At 33.8% G+C, this 16,939-nt stretch carries 18 protein-coding genes; 9 read left to right on the forward strand and 9 right to left on the reverse strand.

Translation table 11 applies throughout. From position 1 onward, the window contains the following. The first annotated feature begins 166 nt into the window (after window positions 1-166). From ychF to DMB65_RS22400, 4 genes are all read left to right on the forward strand, one after another. A complete protein-coding gene (gene ychF, locus DMB65_RS10725; RefSeq protein WP_110306651.1) occupies window positions 167-1,261 on the forward strand; it encodes a redox-regulated ATPase YchF in 1,095 nt (364 codons plus the stop codon). A gap of 249 nt (window positions 1,262-1,510) precedes the next feature. Next, entirely contained in the window at window positions 1,511-2,188 is a 678-nt protein-coding gene (locus tag DMB65_RS10730) for a TIGR02117 family protein (RefSeq protein WP_110306652.1), read from the forward strand. A gap of 28 nt (window positions 2,189-2,216) precedes the next feature. Next, on the forward strand, window positions 2,217-2,870 hold the full coding sequence (locus DMB65_RS10735; RefSeq protein ID WP_123955323.1) for a hypothetical protein: 654 nt from the start codon (window positions 2,217-2,219) through the stop codon (window positions 2,868-2,870). Between the two features lie 93 nt (window positions 2,871-2,963). Next, entirely contained in the window at window positions 2,964-3,170 is a 207-nt protein-coding gene (locus DMB65_RS22400) for a hypothetical protein (protein WP_230470649.1), read from the forward strand. Between the two features lie 347 nt (window positions 3,171-3,517). Here DMB65_RS22400 and DMB65_RS10745 read toward each other — a convergent pair whose 3' ends face one another. The 7 genes from DMB65_RS10745 to murQ form a co-directional block, all read right to left on the reverse strand. Beyond that, the gene (locus tag DMB65_RS10745) at window positions 3,518-4,150 is read right to left on the reverse strand and encodes a 3'-5' exonuclease (protein WP_110306654.1); all 633 of its coding nucleotides are present in this window, start codon (window positions 4,148-4,150) and stop codon (window positions 3,518-3,520) included. A 2-nt stretch (window positions 4,151-4,152) separates the two neighbouring features. Beyond that, window positions 4,153-6,066 carry a DUF294 nucleotidyltransferase-like domain-containing protein gene (locus DMB65_RS10750; protein ID WP_110306655.1) on the reverse strand — a complete coding sequence of 638 codons (1,914 nt, stop codon included), beginning with the start codon at window positions 6,064-6,066 and terminating at the stop codon, window positions 4,153-4,155. Between the two features lie 147 nt (window positions 6,067-6,213). After that, the gene (locus tag DMB65_RS10755) at window positions 6,214-6,585 is read right to left on the reverse strand and encodes a DNA topoisomerase IV (RefSeq protein ID WP_110306656.1); all 372 of its coding nucleotides are present in this window, start codon (window positions 6,583-6,585) and stop codon (window positions 6,214-6,216) included. 181 nt (window positions 6,586-6,766) lie between these two features. Continuing rightward, window positions 6,767-7,342 carry a DUF1572 family protein gene (locus DMB65_RS10760; RefSeq protein ID WP_110306657.1) on the reverse strand — a complete coding sequence of 192 codons (576 nt, stop codon included), beginning with the start codon at window positions 7,340-7,342 and terminating at the stop codon, window positions 6,767-6,769. A 2-nt stretch (window positions 7,343-7,344) separates the two neighbouring features. Then, window positions 7,345-7,917, reverse strand: a complete 573-nt coding sequence (locus tag DMB65_RS10765; RefSeq protein ID WP_110306658.1) for a pentapeptide repeat-containing protein — start codon at window positions 7,915-7,917, stop codon at window positions 7,345-7,347. A gap of 57 nt (window positions 7,918-7,974) precedes the next feature. Then, on the reverse strand, window positions 7,975-8,196 hold the full coding sequence (locus tag DMB65_RS10770; RefSeq protein WP_110306659.1) for a DUF6095 family protein: 222 nt from the start codon (window positions 8,194-8,196) through the stop codon (window positions 7,975-7,977). Between the two features lie 104 nt (window positions 8,197-8,300). Beyond that, window positions 8,301-9,113, reverse strand: coding sequence for an N-acetylmuramic acid 6-phosphate etherase (murQ, locus tag DMB65_RS10775; protein WP_110306660.1), 813 nt, complete (start codon window positions 9,111-9,113; stop codon window positions 8,301-8,303). Window positions 9,114-9,216: 103 nt separating this feature from the next. Between murQ and DMB65_RS10780 the strand changes: the two genes are divergently transcribed. Together DMB65_RS10780 and DMB65_RS10785 are read left to right on the forward strand one after the other, a co-directional pair. Beyond that, window positions 9,217-10,356: a helix-turn-helix domain-containing protein gene (locus DMB65_RS10780; RefSeq protein WP_110306661.1), complete on the forward strand. Its 1,140-nt coding sequence runs from the start codon at window positions 9,217-9,219 to the stop codon at window positions 10,354-10,356. A gap of 154 nt (window positions 10,357-10,510) precedes the next feature. Next, window positions 10,511-12,895: an outer membrane beta-barrel family protein gene (locus DMB65_RS10785; RefSeq protein WP_110306662.1), complete on the forward strand. Its 2,385-nt coding sequence runs from the start codon at window positions 10,511-10,513 to the stop codon at window positions 12,893-12,895. A gap of 190 nt (window positions 12,896-13,085) precedes the next feature. Here DMB65_RS10785 and DMB65_RS10790 read toward each other — a convergent pair whose 3' ends face one another. Continuing rightward, entirely contained in the window at window positions 13,086-13,754 is a 669-nt protein-coding gene (locus tag DMB65_RS10790; protein ID WP_110306663.1) for a ZIP family metal transporter, read from the reverse strand. Window positions 13,755-13,769: 15 nt separating this feature from the next. Continuing rightward, window positions 13,770-14,534 carry a class I SAM-dependent DNA methyltransferase gene (locus DMB65_RS10795; RefSeq protein WP_110306664.1) on the reverse strand — a complete coding sequence of 255 codons (765 nt, stop codon included), beginning with the start codon at window positions 14,532-14,534 and terminating at the stop codon, window positions 13,770-13,772. 152 nt (window positions 14,535-14,686) lie between these two features. Between DMB65_RS10795 and DMB65_RS10800 the strand changes: the two genes are divergently transcribed. From DMB65_RS10800 to DMB65_RS10810, 3 genes are all read left to right on the forward strand, one after another. Further along, window positions 14,687-15,850, forward strand: a complete 1,164-nt coding sequence (locus DMB65_RS10800; protein WP_110306665.1) for a THUMP domain-containing class I SAM-dependent RNA methyltransferase — start codon at window positions 14,687-14,689, stop codon at window positions 15,848-15,850. 132 nt (window positions 15,851-15,982) lie between these two features. Continuing rightward, a complete protein-coding gene (locus tag DMB65_RS10805; RefSeq protein WP_110306666.1) occupies window positions 15,983-16,219 on the forward strand; it encodes a hypothetical protein in 237 nt (78 codons plus the stop codon). 17 nt (window positions 16,220-16,236) lie between these two features. Beyond that, on the forward strand, window positions 16,237-16,929 hold the full coding sequence (locus tag DMB65_RS10810) for an aspartate/glutamate racemase family protein (RefSeq protein WP_110306667.1): 693 nt from the start codon (window positions 16,237-16,239) through the stop codon (window positions 16,927-16,929). The last annotated feature ends 10 nt before the right edge of the window (window positions 16,930-16,939 follow it).

Below are 16,939 nucleotides of genomic sequence, written 5' to 3' on the forward strand. Positions count from 1 at the left end.
ATTTCAAACAAGTCTTTTAAAATTATATTAATGCACATTTTTACTTCACTTACGAGCTATTAAATCTTATATTTGCAAAATTTTAAAGCCAAAAAATAGCATATTGGCAGAAAGCCAAAAGACCTGGTTAATTCAGTGTCAATAAAAAATAAACTAGAAACAACAGATGAAAGCAGGAATTGTAGGATTACCAAATGTTGGAAAATCAACATTATTTAATTGTTTATCTAATGCAAAAGCGCAGAGTGCTAACTTTCCGTTTTGTACAATCGAGCCAAATATTGGTGTTGTAAACGTTCCGGATCCAAGAATCAACAAATTAGAAGAGTTGGTAAAACCAGAGCGTGTACAAATGGCAACCGTAGATATTGTAGATATTGCCGGTTTGGTAAAAGGAGCGAGTAAGGGTGAAGGTCTTGGAAACCAGTTTTTAGGGAATATTAGAGAGTGTAATGCAATCATTCACGTTTTGCGTTGTTTTGATAATGATAATATTGTACACGTTGACGGAAATGTAAACCCAATTCGTGACAAAGAAACGATTGATATCGAATTGCAGTTAAAAGATTTGGAAACAATCGATAAACGCCTTGAAAAAGTAAAACGTGCTGCAAAAACCGGAAATAAAGAAGCTCAGACAGAAGAAGCTTTATTAAACAGAATTAGAGAAGCATTATTACAGGCAAAATCTGCAAGAACAATTATTCCTCAAAATAATGACGAAGAAGTTTTGATGGAGGGTTTTCAGTTAATTACAGCAAAACCGGTTTTATATGTTTGTAATGTTGACGAAAATTCTGCTGTAAACGGAAATAAATATGTAGATCAGGTTCGTGAATTAGTAAAAGATGAAGATGCTGAAGTTATTATTCTTTCAGTAGGGGCAGAGGCTGATATTACAGAATTGGAAAGCTATGAAGAACGTCAGGTTTTTCTTGAAGATATGGGATTGACTGAGCCAGGAGCATCTGTTTTAATTCGTGCTGCTTATAAATTATTAAAGCAACAAACTTATTTTACTGCTGGTGTAAAAGAAGTTCGTGCGTGGACAATTAACATTGGGGCAACTGCACCTCAGGCAGCCGGAGTTATCCACACTGATTTCGAAAAAGGTTTTATTCGTGCAGAGGTTATTTCATATGAAGATTACGTTCAGTACGGTTCAGAAGCAAAAGCAAAAGAAGCCGGAAAATTCAAAGTAGAAGGAAAAGAATATGTAGTAAAAGATGGTGATGTAATGCATTTTCGTTTTAATGTTTAGTCCTTTTTTAAAAATAGAAAAAAGAATAAAGAAAATAGATTTGACCGCTGGAGAAATTCAGCGGTTTTTTTTAGTTTTTATCGCAAAGATTGTGTGTAGAGGCACAAAACAGTGTGCCTAACATCAAGTCCATGATAATCTGAAAAATCTGCGGGAAAAAATTCTAGTGAAATTTCATATTTGAAAATTTTTGGCTTAAAAATTGGTTACAGAAAAATCAACCAATAACTAAATCTAAAACCAATCAAAATGCTAAAAAAATCTTTTAAATTTCTGGGCTGGACACTTTTCGGAATTTTCGCTTTCCTTGCGTTATACATTTCATCCGTTCTTCTAATTTCAAAAATCACGGTCAACTCTGATATTGATCAGGTTGAAGAACAAAATGCTATTCCAGTTTACATTCTCTCTAACGGCGTTCACACCGATATTGTAGTTCCTGTAAAAAATGAAATTAAAGACTGGCGAAACGAAATCCGTTTCAGTCAGACACAATCAAAAGATTCATTGGTCAATTTTATCGCTTTTGGATGGGGTGATAAAGGTTTTTATCTCGATACACCGGAATGGGCAGACCTCAAAGCCAGTACAGCCCTCAAAGCAGCATTTGGAATAAGTTCATCTGCTATGCATACTACATTTTTTAAGCAATTGAAAGAAGGCGAAGACTGCAAACGAATCCTGATTTCAAAAGAGAATTACCAAAATTTGGTGACTTATATTTCTGAAAGTTTTAGTGATTCCGCTCACCCGCAATGGATTGAAGGCCACAGCTACGGAAAAAAAGATGCTTTTTATGAAGCAAAGGGAAGTTACAGCCTTTTTTATACGTGTAATACCTGGGCAAATAACGCATTAAAAGCAGCAAACCAAAAAGCAAGTTTGTGGACGGTTTATGATAAAGGGATTTTTTGCCACTATAAATGATTTTCCTATGAAAAAGTCAATTTTAATATTGATTTTAGTAATTTGTTTTGGAGCTTGTAAAAAAGTTAGGACGCTACCATGTCCTGATTGTTTTTTCTTTTATTTTGAAAATCCGCAGCCGGATGATGATTCAGAGTTAGATCATTTTCCTCATAAGTATAGAGGATTGTACAGGAACAATGATTCGACTTTTATTCGAATTGAAGAAGACAGAATTATAGCTAAATATTTTGGAAAATATAAGATGGATAAAATTGAATTCGATTCAATAAAGCAAGACTTTAAAATCGAAGGTAATTTAGTGACAGAAAAAAACTCTGAGAAAAAAATGTATATTCACACTAAGGGAGATTCAATAGAATTTACAGAACCTTATATAGATACTATTTTTAGATTGTCATACTATCAAAAGCTTAAACGTATAGATGGTCAATTGGTGCTAAGTATAAAAGACTCTATTTTTTGGAAAACGCAATTTTTTAGCCTGAAAAATAAAACACTTAAAATAAAAGAAATCTATTTGCCAGATGACTTAAAAAAACTTGATTCTGTAACTGTTGTTAAAGCTGAAAAGATAGATTCAATGTCGTATTTAATAAAACCAACAAGAAGCGAATTCAAAAAGATTTTAAAAATTAAAAAATTGGGTTTTGATCAGGAATATAAAAGGATTTCAAAATAATTTTACATGATAAAAATGTAAAATTCTATTAAAAATCAGGAATTCAGGATTTTTGATTATCGTTTAAATTTGAAGGAATATCAAAAATAGCAAATGAAAAATCGAAATATCTTTTCAAAGTCATTGTATTTATTGAAGACTACATTTTTAGAGTTTAATGATGATAACGCCATAAAATTAAGCGCTGCTTTATCTTATTATACCATTTTTTCTTTGCCCTTTATTGATTATTATAACCATTTGTGGATTCTTTTTTGGGGAAGAAGCCATAACAGGGCAATTGTACGGGCAAATAAATGAATCGGCAGGTAATGATGCTGCCAAACAGATTCAGGAGGCCAAAAAAAAGGTACAGCTATCAGATAGTAATGTTTTGCCACAATATTTGGAGTAGTAATTTTATTGATAGGGTTTCCGGTGTTTTTGCAGAGATTCAGAGTTCCATAAATTGTATCTGGGGTTTGCCTGCTATGCCTGATAAAGGTCTTAAGAAGCTGATCCAAAGAATATTCAGTAGCGATTCAAAAAGAGGTCTTTGAAGTTCCGAAATCACTTTTAAGGTTAATATTCAGGCCTCAAAAGTAAGAGGTAATTTATATCTTTAAATAGTGACTTTTCGGCACTAAATTACTTGACTTACCTCATTATTATTTAAAAAGCTTATTTAAGGTAACTTCTTTCTTTTCTCTCAGTTTTTTTACAATTTTTAAAAAAGCAATGGCTGTTATATAGGCGTCCCCCAATGCGGTATGGCGATCCTTTTTAGAAATATCAAATTTATCAGCCAGATCATCAAGTGAATAATGGTCTTTTCGTTCAAAAAGATGTGATTTTATCAATGTTTTTTTATACAAAATTCCGGTATCCAGCGACTTGTTTTTTAATTCAGGTAAGCCATTTCTTTCCAAAGCTTTGTTGATCATCGTGATATCAAAATAAGCATGATGAGCTATAATAACAGAATCACCTAAATAGTTAACGAACTGTTCTAATGCTTCAGCTTCAGATGGGCGTTTTACAACAAAATCTTTCAAAATTCCATGAATCTGCGCAGTTGACTCGTCATAATGATCTTGTTCTATATACACTTCGAAACTATTCTGAACTGAAATGGTAGCATTTTGCAATACCAGGGCTCCAATGCACAATATACGGTCATTTTCGAAATCAAAACCTGTCGTTTCTGTATCCAATACTATAAAACGAGTCTCTTCGATCGTAATATTTTCATCGAAAAGCTTTTCTTCTTCTTCTTTTTTCCAAAAATTAAATAAACTCATTTTTATACAATATTAGAAACATTAAAACGTACCGAAATTAATTCCTGAAGTTCTTTGATGGTTTTAAAAGTTCTTTTCAGTTTTATTTTTTCCATTTTCGAAAGGGATTCCAGGGCAATAAATTGTCCCGAATCATGATGTAAAAGACCTTGTTTGGTCCTGAATTTTAATAAGGCCTTAAAAGAATAAGAGCAGGATAAGTAAAGTTCACTGTTTTGAGGTTCCATTTCGGCCAGTTTCTCAAAACGCTCCGCCGTATTACTGATTGACTTTACAGAGTGTGATAAAATTAAAACCCTAGCAGCATCTGTAAGCGGCATCAAGGCCCTTCGTTTAATATCAAACTGATCTTTGTTGGCTCCGTCCTGTTCAACTAAAAACTGTCTGAAGAAACCGGTTGGAGAGGGGCTCTGCAAAGCACCACTCACCAAATGAACATAGAAAATAGGGTTAGCCTTTACATTTTCAAATATCGAATCTGATAATTGATCTACAATTTCGCGATCACCATATTTTACACTGTAGTCAAAAAAGATAAACGATAATAAAACTTCATTTTTACCCGGATTTTTGATCCAGTAGGCCACCTGATTTTTCCATTCGTCCAGGCTCATACACCATTTTGGGTTGGATGCCATCATTTCGGCAGGGCAATATTCGTAGCCAATTGTAAAAAGGCCTTTGTTGATATAAGTCGCTAATTTTAAGAAATATGCTTTGGTTTCATCCTTAAAAACTTCCGATACATTTTCGTATACAATTGCATTATCCTGATCCGTATGCAACATTTGTTCGTCACGTCCTTGACTTCCAAGTGCGAGCCAGGTAAATTTTACAGGAGGGGGAGTGTTCATTTTTTCCAGCGAAATATCAATAACACGATTTACACAGGCATCGTTCAATTCGGTTATGATTTTTGTAATCAGGGTCATCGGGATATTCTGGTCTAAATATCCCTGCAATAGCTGCATGATTCTGGCTCTGATAGGTTTTATTTCCTTAACTTTTGTGGTTCTTTTTAGAGCTTTAATCAAAACTGCAGGATTGTTTCCCAGCGATACCATAAGGTCGTGTTTGGATAAAATACCAACAGCTTTTGTATTGACAGTTCCGTCTTTTGTAAGACATATATAACTAATGTTGCTTTTTATCATTGCCATTTGAGCCTCAGTAACCGTCATTTTTTTAGAATACGTAATAACGGGCGATGTCATGATAGTTTCAGCAGCAGTAGTAATAGGATAGTCACCGGTAACAATTTTGTTGCGCAGATCTTTGTCAGTAATAATTCCGATTGGGAGCATTTCATCGACTATTAAAATAGCTCCAACTTTTTTCTTAGTCAGGATTTTTGCAATTTCTTTCGCTGTGGTCGAAGGTCCGCAGGTAACCATCTTTTTCGAAAATTTTACGGGCTGTAAATCAAATACTTCTTTGTCGTTACTCTGATCATGCTGCGCAATAACTTCGCCGTATAAATTGTTTTTATGCACTTCAGAATACGGGTTTTTAGTATTCGATGCATAACTTTCAATAAGGAAATTTCCAATCGCCTTGTTCTCTAAAGCATAAGGTTTAAAAACGGAAATCGGTATGGCGTATAAAATACTCTCTTCATAAGCACTGGCTTCCATAACATAATTTTCCTGAGCCAGAAGCGGCCTTAATCCAAAAATATCTCCTTCATCGCACATATCAAGGGTTTTTTGATTCTTTTTAAGGGCAATAGCTCCTTTGTGAACCACATAAAAAGATTCATGCGTTTTTTCATTCTCAGAAAAAATCACAGAGTCCTTTTCTTTGTAAATAATAGAGATTTGTTCTGATAATTTTTCGAGGTCTTTTTGATGCAGGAGATTAAAAGGAGGGAAGTGCTTTAAAAAATCGGCTACTCTATGGGAAATGGTATTTTTCATACGCTTGGTTTAAGTTCTAAAATTGCAATTGTAAAAGAAACACTTTTAAATTTTTATTCAAACTATATTTTTGTGAAATTTGAGGATTATTTGTTAAACAAAAAAAGCTCCCCAAGGGAACTTTTAAAATATTGATTTATTAGCTTTTTAATTGATTTTGGTTACTGTTCCGCGTTGTTTTTCTTCAGAGCCCACCATGCCAAATTCAAAAGTATATGAATCTTTAGTTGTCGTTAAAATTTTCATGCTGATGGCTTTTTCCTCGGCCATGTTTTTCGGGTGTTTTTTCTGCAATACATATTCGCAATCGCTTACCCAGCGTACTGTCGAAGTATCTGTTTTACCTTCAAAAGTTTCAATTTCAAGACTGTCTCTGCGCTCAAAAACCGTAGTTTTTTTTAAGCCGTTTACTTCAAACTCAAATTTAAATTTTCCGTTTTTGAAGTCTTTGCAATGGTGTTCTGCGTTATAACATGATACTAAAGCAAATACAGGAAGTAAGAATATGATTTTTTTCATTTTAAATGTTTTTTAAGGAGCTGTTTCCTGCTTTCCACTGCAATCTTTTTATTTTTAAAGAAAAAATAAAAAGGATTTTCGTTGCAATCAGGGCTAGGGCAATCGTTTTTCATATCACCAGAACGGGACTCGAAGGGCTTTTATTTTTAAGAGGTTTGTTCTTTATTTAGACAAACAAAAACTATTTGAGCCTTTTTAATTCGTCATCTGTAAAGTTCTTGATTTCTTTTTCTTTGGCAAATTTTTCGGCATTGTAATTTCCGGATTTATTTTTCGGAATCGATAAACTTTCCCAGTTTGTATTTTTTAATTGTTTGGCATAAAACACAATTTGCCCGATATGATAGGGATAATGTGCCAATTGACGATTAATGGCTTCAATAACCGTGTGACCTTCGTTCCTGATATAAATTATATCCGAAAGCTGTTCGGGGTTTAAACTGTTTAAAGCATCCATAAAACATTTCCAGCCTTTGTCCCAGGTTTCTAAAACGGATTGTTTTGATTGTAAATCATTTTCAAACTCGGCATCACGGTTGCGCCATTCTTTTTCCCCGTCAGAAGTTAAAAAGTCTGTCCATCTCGAAAGCATGTTCCCGGAAATATGTTTGATGATGGTTGCTATGCTGTTGGTATCATCGTTTACCGCAACAAAAAGTTGTTCCGGTTCTAACTGATCTATGGCTTTTTCGCCCAGCATTTTATAATACAAAAACTGCTTTTTAACGCTTTCCAGATAAGATTCATTTGTTTTCATAATTAAACAATTTTAATGTCGTATTTGTCTAAAAGTCCCACGATTCCCTGATTTGAGAACTGTGCTTTTCGCATTGGGTTAAATTCAGGATCGATTTTGTAATTATAAGCCGTTCTAAAATCTACTGCAGCCAGTTGGGTTTCATTAAAAATCGAGCCATCTAAATCACAATTGTCAAAAACCGAACTGGTTAAATTGGTTCCTATAAAAGTAACTTCTCTGACAGAACAATTAATAAACTTGGTTTTTGGCATTTTTTTGTTTGAAAATATAGCGTAATCCAGTGTACTTTCTTCAAAATAAACCTGGAATAAAAAATCGTCACATTCGTTAAAAGCAATTCCCAAAAGCTTACAGTTTTTAAAAGTTACATTTTTTAAACTGGTACCCGCCAAACTGGTCATGGAGAGATTACAGTCAATAAATTCACAGTCCAAAAAAGTATTGTAGGCAAAATTACTATTAGAGAAATCACAGTTTTTAAAAACACAATCTTCAAACTCCCTATTGTTTATTTTTTTGTCAATATAAAGAACCTTATCAAAGGTCTTCTGAATATGTATTAGGTTTTCCATCGTAATTGAATATAAGAATTAAAGGAGTTTGGGCTGATTTGTTCGTATAGCCTTGCATCAGTCATTAAACAAACCTTTCATAATAATTTTCAATCCGTAAAAAATTAAAAACATAGCACTGAGACAAGCCACGATTCCAATTCCTAAAACCAGATAATGCCATTTGGTGTGCTGATTCATAAAAGCATTATAAATCAATGAAGGACCTATAAATAAAAGAGGCAGAGAACCTGATAGATATTTAATTCCTTTTCCGAGTAATTGTTTGTTTGTTGCCATTTTTAAATGTCATTTCAGGTTTAAAAAGTTTCAGGTTTCAAGTTTGCGATCTTTGCGGTAAAAATTATGAAGTTAAACCATATCTTACCTTTCACATTAAACTTTTACTTTAAATAATTGTCAACAGCATTTCTAACGCTGCCGTATTTTTTTAGCAGTTCAGATGCTTCTTCATACGAAATCTGAATTTCTCCCATAATCATTTTTACACCTCTGTCAACTAGTTTGATATTGCTCAGTTGCATATCAACCATTTTATTACCTTTCACTTTTCCAAGCTGAATCATCGAAGTTGTCGAAATCATATTCAAAACCAGCTTTTGTGCAGTTCCGGCTTTCATTCTCGAACTTCCGGTAACAAACTCAGGGCCTACAACAACTTCAATTGGGAATTTAGCTGTTAACGCTAAAGGGCTTCCGGCGTTACAGGTAATACAGCCTGTAACAATATTATTTTGATTACAGGTTTCTAAGCCTCCAATTACGTAAGGAGTAGTTCCTGAGGCCGCAATTCCAATTACCACATCATTTTCTCCAATATTATTTTCCTGTAAGTCAATCCAGGCTTGTGTCGCATTGTCTTCGGCGTTTTCTACAGCACGGCGAATAGCGGTATCGCCTCCGGCAATAATTCCGTTTACCAAATCAAATGGTACTCCAAAAGTAGGAGGGCACTCAGAGGCGTCAACAACACCTAAACGACCTGATGTTCCGGCTCCAATATAGAAAATCCTTCCGCCTAATCTCAATTTAGTGACAACTTGTTCGACTAATCTTTCGATTTGTGGTAAGGCCTTTTCGACCGCATTGGGTACGGTTTTGTCTTCATTATTTATATTAGCCAGCAGTTCCTGAACCGACATTTTTTCTAAATGTTCGTATTTTGATGCTTGTTCTGTAGTTTTTGTAAACGTCATTTTTCGTATAATTGGTCTTGCCCAAAATTACTGTTTTTTATTGCAATTTTCAGAAGCTTTTTGAAAGAACTAAATATTATATTTGTTAAATATTAAAAGATAAATGGATAGATTAAGCTTACTGCAGGGGATTGCCAAGATCTCGGTTTTTGTGTCTTTACTGATGGCATTTTTTTTATATACTGTTAAAACTGAAAATAAATTGGCTAACCGTTTATTTGCATGGTTTTTTATTGTGTCTGCTATTGATCTTAGTGGTTTTTTTGTTTTCGAATACATTCAGGAATATCTGAATTTAGTTATTTTTAGATGGACGATCTGTTTGTTGGCAATGCCTTTGTTTTACCTTTATGTACTGGCAGTTTGTTATTCTGATTTTAGATTAAAAAGGAAGCATTTATTGCATTTACTTCCCATAATTGTAGTTAATTTAGTTTTTCTTCCAAGACTTTATCTTGCCGATGGTATGAATAAGGAATTTTGGGATTCCATCGATCAAATGCCTGAAATATACTTTATTCAGATTTTAATTGAATTTCAATACGTGTTTTATATCGTCAGCGCATTTTTAGTTTTAAAGCAATACAAAGAGATTTATCTGGAAAATTATGCCAATCCGAGTTCTTTAACTTACAAGTATCTTTTTCAAATGACTACTGTTTTTCTGGTTACACACTGCCTCGTAGCATTAAAAAATGTGTTACGTTATAGCGATTACAGACAAATATTTCTTTGGTTAAACGTAGTTGTCGGTACTCTTGCTTTGTTTATTACCTGTTGGTTAGTAATGAAAGCCCTGAATCATCCGGAACTTTTTAGGGGCGTAAATTCGAAATTAAAGTTAGCCAAAGATATCCTGCCCGAAATCGAAGAAAAAACACAATTTGTAAATGTAAAAAACGATGTAATCAATAGCCAGATTTCAGGTTTAAGACAATACATGACCGAAAAAGAGCCGTTTCTTGATCCGTCTCTAACGATTCAGGAACTCGCCAATCAAATTGATATTCCGGTTCGGGATTTGTCTGTTTTGATAAATCATGAAATGAATCAGCATTTTTTTGATTTTGTGAATGAATATCGCATTCAGAAAGCCATGCAGATTTTAAAAGATAAATCTAAAAGTGAACTTACTGTTCTGGAAATTTTATACGAAGTAGGTTTTAATTCAAAATCGTCTTTCAATACTTCTTTTAAAAAATACACCAGTTTAACGCCTACAGCTTACAGAAATTCTTTATAATGAATAGTTTGTAAAAAGTCGAACGCTTCGCCAGATAAAGTCGAACCGATTTCCTGAACAGAAATTGGTTCGACTTTTTTTTGTCGGTCGAATTACGAAAATTTCTAAGGCAACTTTGCATCAAATTAATCTAAACAAGTTAAAATTAGAAACCATGAAAAAATTACATTTCCTTATTTTATTAGTATTGCCTTTATTTTGTTTTGCACAATCAATTACATTAAAAGGAAAAATAGCCGACGAAAAGATGCCTTTAGAATGGGCAGATATTTCAATATCAAATTCAGAAGGCAAAATTATGAACGGAACTTCTACCAAAGTTGATGGTTCTTTTGAAATAAATCTTAAAAAAGGAACTTATAAAATAGAAGTGACTGTTTTAGGATATAAAGAAATGGAAAAAGAAATAGTTGTAGAAAATGATACAGATTTAGGAACCATTATTTTAATAGCAAATACAGCACAATTGGCAGAGGTTGTGATTCAGTCAAAAAAGAAAACAATCGAACAGAAAACAGATCGTTTGGTTTACAATTTTGAAAATAATATCACAACAGCCGGAGGTAACGCTTTGAGTGCCATTAATACTGCACCAGGGGTTGTAGTGAAAAACGATGTGATCACAATGTTAGGAAAAGGAACTTCAAGAGTAATGATCGATGGCAGAATGATTGAGTTGGCTGGTGAAGAATTGAATAATTTTTTAAAATCAATTTCAGCAGCTGACATTAAAAATATTGAAATCATCAGCAATCCACCAGCAAAGTATGATGCTGACGGATTTGGTGGGCTGATTAATATTATTATGAAAAAAGGAACTCGTGATTCATGGAAAAATACCACGACAGTTTCTTACGATCAGAATAAATATGGAATTTATACTTTAAGAAATACTTTATTTTATAACAAAAATAAGTTTCGGTTTTCGGCCAGTATCAATGGAAAGACAGGTAATGTAAATGCTACAGATGACTTAAAAATGTATTTCCCTGATGGACTTTCGTATATGAAAAGCACAACAAAAGTAAAAGCTGAAAATCTTTCCGGAAAACTGGCTTTAGACTATGACCTTTCTGCCCGCACGACTATTGGTTTTCAGTTTTTGAATGACAGAAACAATCCTGATTTTGGTTCAGATATTAGTATTAAAAAGTATAATCTTCAAAATGAATTACAAAATGTAACCCTAAATAAGAGTTCCACCGATAAAGGTTCAAAAAATCAGACTTTCAATGCACATTTGATTACCAAATTGGATTCTTTAAACCGGAAATTATCTTTTGACGTAGATTATTTTAATTACGATTCAAAGTTTGACCGAAGTTTTATGGCTAACAATTATTCTCCGGAAATGCTATTTGTAGATGTAAATCAGGCAGGAAGAAACATTTCGAAGCAGGATATTAACAACTGGAGTTTTAAAGCCGATATGGAACATCCCTTTAAGATGTTTAATTTGTCTTATGGCGCAAAAGTGAGTTTTACAAATAGCATCAGTGATGTTCTTTATTACGATATGATAACTGGAACCCCGCAATTAGACCCAAAACAATCTAACCAATTTGAGTACACTGAAAATAATCAGGCAGCTTATATTAACGGAGATAAAAAGATAAACGACAAATGGAATCTTCAAATGGGTTTGCGTCTTGAAAACACACAAACGACAGGTTTCTCAGAAACGATCAATCAGGAAAATGTAAATAATTATACGAAACTATTTCCTACATTTTATGCTTCGTACAAAAAGAATGAAAACAATACTTTTAGCTTCAATTATGGCAAAAGAATCAACAGGCCCCGTTTTGATCTCCTGAATCCATTCCGAATTTATATCAACAGTAACAGTTATTCAGAAGGGAATCCGTTTTTGAAGCCTTCGTTTAGTGATAATTTCGAATTGGCACATTCCTATAAAGAGGTTTTCAGAACGAGCATTTTCATGAATGCAGTTACAAACGGTTATGGTGTTTTGTTTACCTCAAATCCAGAGACAAACACGCAGATTGTTACGAGAGAGAATTATTTTAAGAACTTAAATTATGGTTTGGGAGAAAGTTACTCGGTTAGTTATACAGAATGGTGGTCAGGTGAGAATTCATTATACTTTTTAGGTGCAAAAACTGAATTTATTAAAGAGATCAATGCTAGGCCATCAAACAGTTTACAAGTTGATTTTACCACAAATAATACTTTTTCATTAGGTAAAACGACAAAAATTCAGATTGATTTTAGCTATAGTACGCCTTTTAAAAGCGGGTTATATGAATTAGGATACACTTCGAGTTTTGATATTGGTTTCAAACAGGATTTATGGGGTAAATCAATGCAAATTTCCCTTTTGGCAAATGATATTTTTAACACATCTTATCTAAAAGATTTTACTTCTGTCGTAAATGGTGTAAAACAAGTCTACAGTCAGAATGAGAGTAACCGATTTGTACGTTTATCTGTGATTTACAATTTTGGAAACAAAAAAATAAATGTAAAGGAACGTGCATTTGGAAATCAGGAAGAGAAAAAGAGAACGGGCAATTAAAATTAGATAATATAATTGAAAATAAGAAAGTTTTGGGTGTGACCGTATCGTTACAAAAGGGCAAAATTACTTTGTGGTTATACGCCCTTTTGCAACGATACGGTCGGGCTATCCGCACTACTTCGGTAGTTGCTCCTATCCCTCACACAAAGATTAATGCTAAAATGATAAGCAATTAAAAATATCCAATTTAAAGAAAAAACGTCAATAGAATCCCTAAAACAATCATCGAAACTTTGGCAACGTTGAATTTATGACCCTCGCTGCTTTCAAAAATAATGGTCGATGAAATATGGAATAGAATTCCGATTACTACGGCCGTTATTTCGGTGTAATAATCGTTTAAGAAAGGCAGGAAATCAGAAGCTACGGTTCCTAAGGGGGTCATTACCGCAAAAGTCATCATAAAGGCAAAAATCGCTTTTTTATTTAAATCGGCATTGATGAAAAATGTAGTTAAAATAACGGCAATCGGCAAATGATGAATCGCAATCCCGATAGCCAAACCGTGATGATGACTAACCGGAAAACCTTCTAAAAAGGCATGAATACAAAGACTTACAAAAAGCAGCCAAGGAATCCTGGATATTTTTGCATGACCGTGAACGTGTCCGTGTTCAGCTCCTTTTGAGAAGAACTCCAGGATGATCTGAAATAAAATTCCGACCATGATAAATAAACCAATATTAGTATTGTGCGATTCGTATACTTCAGGCAAAAGATTCATTACGGTTAGCGACAATAAAAAGGAACCGCTAAAAGCCAGTAATAATTTTAGATTGGTTTTGTTTTTTGGTTTTAAAAACAAAGCAATAATATATCCTAATAGTACAGAAAATAAGGGTAATAGGTAGTTCATTTGTTGCTTTACCAATTATTTAAAAATCATGATTAATCGTTCACTTTCGGTTTTGTGGAATTTTTTGAGTTTGTAATCACCAAAAATATCTAAAAGATAAATTCCGGCTTCCTCCATCAAATCCTGAAAGTCTTTCAAGGTTAACGCTTTTACTTTTTCGGTAAAATGGTAATGATGTCCCTGATCCTCGAAATCAATTTCTTTAAATATATGCCCGTCTTCAACATATCTTTTTATTTTGAAATCTATTCCTTCTACGGTTTTAACTTCTTCCGGAACAAGTGTTTCAGTAACCTGAATGACGTTCATGAAGTCGATTACGGCAAAACCATACTCAGATAAACTTTCTTTGATCGCTTTTAAGGTTGTTAAATTATCTTCGTCATTTTCAAAATAACCAAAACTGGTAAACAAATTAAAAATCGCATCGAATTTTTCTTCAAAAGGCTCGCGCATGTCGTGCACTTTAAAATGAAGGGTATCGTTACTGTTTTTATTGGCTTCGGCAATGCTGTTTTCTGATAAATCGGCTCCTAAAACGTTAAAACCTAACTGATTTAAATAAATAGAATGACGGCCTTTTCCACATGCTAAATCCAATACCCTGGCTTTTTCGGGCAAATTTAGGTAATGTGTAAGATTGTCCATGAATATCTGAGCTTCCCGGTAATTTCGATCCTTATACAGAATATGATAATACGGAGTATCAAACCATGAAGTAAACCAGTTTTCGGTATTTCGATCCTGATTAGGTGTTGATGAGTTAGGTGCTTCAGACATTTATTCTATTTCAATTAATTTAAAGTCCGGCAAATTTAGTGTATTTTTGCGGAAAAATTACTATTTCGCAATGATACCTGTAAAGGTGCGCTGTGCTGTGCACCTTTAAGAATTACGTCTGTAGGAATTGTTTTTTTAATTCAAATATAAAGATGGAAGAAAATTTTAGAATGATAGCCAAATGTTTTTTTGGTTTTGAAGAAATATTAGAGAATGAATTGCGTGTCCTTGGTGCTCAGGATGTCGAAAAAGGGGTAAGAATGGTTAGCTTTAAAGGCGATAAAGGTTTTATGTATAAAGCTAATTTATCTTTGCGTACTGCACTCAAAGTATTGAAACCCATTTATTCTTTCAGAGCAAACAACGAGCAGGCATTATATAAAGGAATTTCAGGCGTAAACTGGTCTAAATTGCTAAATGCCAATCAAACTTTTGTAATTGATGCGACAGTACATTCGACTTATTTTAATCATTCAGAATTTGTTTCCCAAAAATGTAAAGATGCTATTGTAGATCAGTTTCGGGAAAGAACGGGGCAACGTCCAAGTATTGATAAAGCTTTTCCGGATTTAAGAATCAACGTTCACATAGACAAAGATCAGGTTTCGGTTGCCCTCGACACTTCAGGAAACTCGCTGCACCAGCGTGGCTACAGGACTGCTACTAATATTGCCCCAATCAACGAAGTTTTGGCAGCAGGGATTTTATTATTATCCGGCTGGGAAGGGCAAAGCCACTTTTTAGACCCCATGTGTGGCTCCGGAACTTTTTTGGCAGAAGCAGCCATGATTGCCTGTAATATTCCGGCAAATATCAACAGAAAAGAATTTGCCTTCGAAAAATGGAAAGACTGGGACAACGATTTATTCGATCAGATTGTAAACAGCCTGATGAAAAAAACTAAGGAATTTCATTATACTATAAAAGGTTTCGATAAGGCGCCAAGCGCTGTAAATAAAGCAAAAGACAATATCAGAAATGCCAATCTGGATGATTATATTACAGTTTCTGAAAATAATTTTTTTGACACTGAAAAGGAAGTTGAAGGCAAACTGCATGTCGTTTTCAATCCGCCTTATGATGAGCGTCTGGATATTCATATGGAAGAATTTTACAAAAATATCGGAGATACTCTAAAGAAAAGCTATCCGGGAACAAACGCCTGGTTTATTACGGCAAATCTCGAAGCTTTGAAATTTGTTGGATTAAAGCCTTCCAGAAAAATTAAACTTTTTAACGGAAGCCTTGAAGCGCGTTTAGTAAAATACGAAATGTACGAGGGAAGCAAAAGAACGAAGTTTCAGGTTTCTGAGTAAGGTTCTGAGATACTAAGTTTTGGATCTGATATTTGAATATGTATAAAGGTAATATTTAAAATAATTAAGGCAGAGTTTGTTAAGTCGAAGGAATAAAATCTTAGCACCTCAGAACCTTATAAGCTAAAAAAAATGACAAAACTACAAGTAAGGGCGTTTTTATATCAATTAGGATGTTTCGCAATTTTATTTATTTTAGGAAGATTTATAATTGCTGAGTATACTGGCTTAACCGGAATATGGATTCCAATGACAGCTTTTATAGTAGCAACCTTGATAGCTCCTCAATTTAAAGCATTGAAAACGCGGGATGGAGAAAAACTTTTTATGAAATGGATTTTTATAAAGGGAATTAAGGAAATCGGATAATTTTTTAAGTCAACATTATGAGAAAAATTGGGCTTATTGGCGGAATAAGCTGGGTTTCGACTTCAGATTATTACAAGCTTATAAATCAGGGAATAAACGAAAGGATGGGAGGTTTGAACTTTTCGGAATGTTTGATTTATTCGTTTAATTATGCTGATATTAAAAAGAATAATGACAATAACGACTGGGATTCAACTTTTGAAAGGCTTTTGAAAGGCTGTGAATTTTTAAAATCAGGCGGAGCAGAAGCGATTGTTTTGTGTGCGAATACCATGCATTTTATTGCTGACAAGCTTGAAGAAGCCATTGGTCTGCCAATAATACATATTGCAACTGTAACTGCTGTTGAAATCCAGAAAAAAGGAATTAAAAAAGTAGGTTTGTTAGGAACAAAGTTTACAATGGAACTGGATTTCTTTAAAGACAAACTGACAGCAAAAGGAATAGAAGCAATCATTCCGAAAAATCAGGAGGATAAAGATTTTATCCATGCTACGGTCTTCGAAGAGTTAGGAAGAGGACTCGTAACTCCGGAAACTAAAAAACGTTACTTAGAAATAGCAAATCAGTTAATAAAAGAGGGGGCTGAAGGCATTATTTTAGGCTGTACAGAAATTCCATTAGTGATAAAACCTCAGGATATTTCGGTCCCAATTTTTGATACTGCTCTGATACATTCAAATGCAGCAATAGATTTTCAATTATCCTAAGAAAAAAATA

Source organism: Flavobacterium cheongpyeongense (genome assembly GCF_003202435.1).
Lineage (GTDB): Bacteria > Bacteroidota > Bacteroidia > Flavobacteriales > Flavobacteriaceae > Flavobacterium > Flavobacterium cheongpyeongense.

What these genes read in the sequence shown, in the direction of transcription:
- DMB65_RS10785 (WP_110306662.1), top strand. Translation starts at nt 10,511, where the DNA reads ATGAAAAAATTACATTTCCTTATTTTATTAGTATTGCCTTTATTTTGT.
- DMB65_RS10755 (WP_110306656.1), bottom strand. Translation starts at nt 6,585, where the DNA reads ATGAAAAAAATCATATTCTTACTTCCTGTATTTGCTTTAGTATCATGT.
- DMB65_RS10745 (WP_110306654.1), bottom strand. Translation starts at nt 4,150, where the DNA reads ATGAGTTTATTTAATTTTTGGAAAAAAGAAGAAGAAGAAAAGCTTTTC.
- DMB65_RS22400 (WP_230470649.1), top strand. Translation starts at nt 2,964, where the DNA reads ATGAAAAATCGAAATATCTTTTCAAAGTCATTGTATTTATTGAAGACT.
- DMB65_RS10805 (WP_110306666.1), top strand. Translation starts at nt 15,983, where the DNA reads ATGACAAAACTACAAGTAAGGGCGTTTTTATATCAATTAGGATGTTTC.
- DMB65_RS10795 (WP_110306664.1), bottom strand. Translation starts at nt 14,534, where the DNA reads ATGTCTGAAGCACCTAACTCATCAACACCTAATCAGGATCGAAATACC.
- DMB65_RS10780 (WP_110306661.1), top strand. Translation starts at nt 9,217, where the DNA reads ATGGATAGATTAAGCTTACTGCAGGGGATTGCCAAGATCTCGGTTTTT.
- DMB65_RS10770 (WP_110306659.1), bottom strand. Translation starts at nt 8,196, where the DNA reads ATGGCAACAAACAAACAATTACTCGGAAAAGGAATTAAATATCTATCA.
- ychF (WP_110306651.1), top strand. Translation starts at nt 167, where the DNA reads ATGAAAGCAGGAATTGTAGGATTACCAAATGTTGGAAAATCAACATTA.
- DMB65_RS10760 (WP_110306657.1), bottom strand. Translation starts at nt 7,342, where the DNA reads ATGAAAACAAATGAATCTTATCTGGAAAGCGTTAAAAAGCAGTTTTTG.
- DMB65_RS10800 (WP_110306665.1), top strand. Translation starts at nt 14,687, where the DNA reads ATGGAAGAAAATTTTAGAATGATAGCCAAATGTTTTTTTGGTTTTGAA.
- DMB65_RS10765 (WP_110306658.1), bottom strand. Translation starts at nt 7,917, where the DNA reads ATGGAAAACCTAATACATATTCAGAAGACCTTTGATAAGGTTCTTTAT.
- DMB65_RS10790 (WP_110306663.1), bottom strand. Translation starts at nt 13,754, where the DNA reads ATGAACTACCTATTACCCTTATTTTCTGTACTATTAGGATATATTATT.
- DMB65_RS10810 (WP_110306667.1), top strand. Translation starts at nt 16,237, where the DNA reads ATGAGAAAAATTGGGCTTATTGGCGGAATAAGCTGGGTTTCGACTTCA.
- DMB65_RS10750 (WP_110306655.1), bottom strand. Translation starts at nt 6,066, where the DNA reads ATGAAAAATACCATTTCCCATAGAGTAGCCGATTTTTTAAAGCACTTC.
- murQ (WP_110306660.1), bottom strand. Translation starts at nt 9,113, where the DNA reads ATGACGTTTACAAAAACTACAGAACAAGCATCAAAATACGAACATTTA.
- DMB65_RS10730 (WP_110306652.1), top strand. Translation starts at nt 1,511, where the DNA reads ATGCTAAAAAAATCTTTTAAATTTCTGGGCTGGACACTTTTCGGAATT.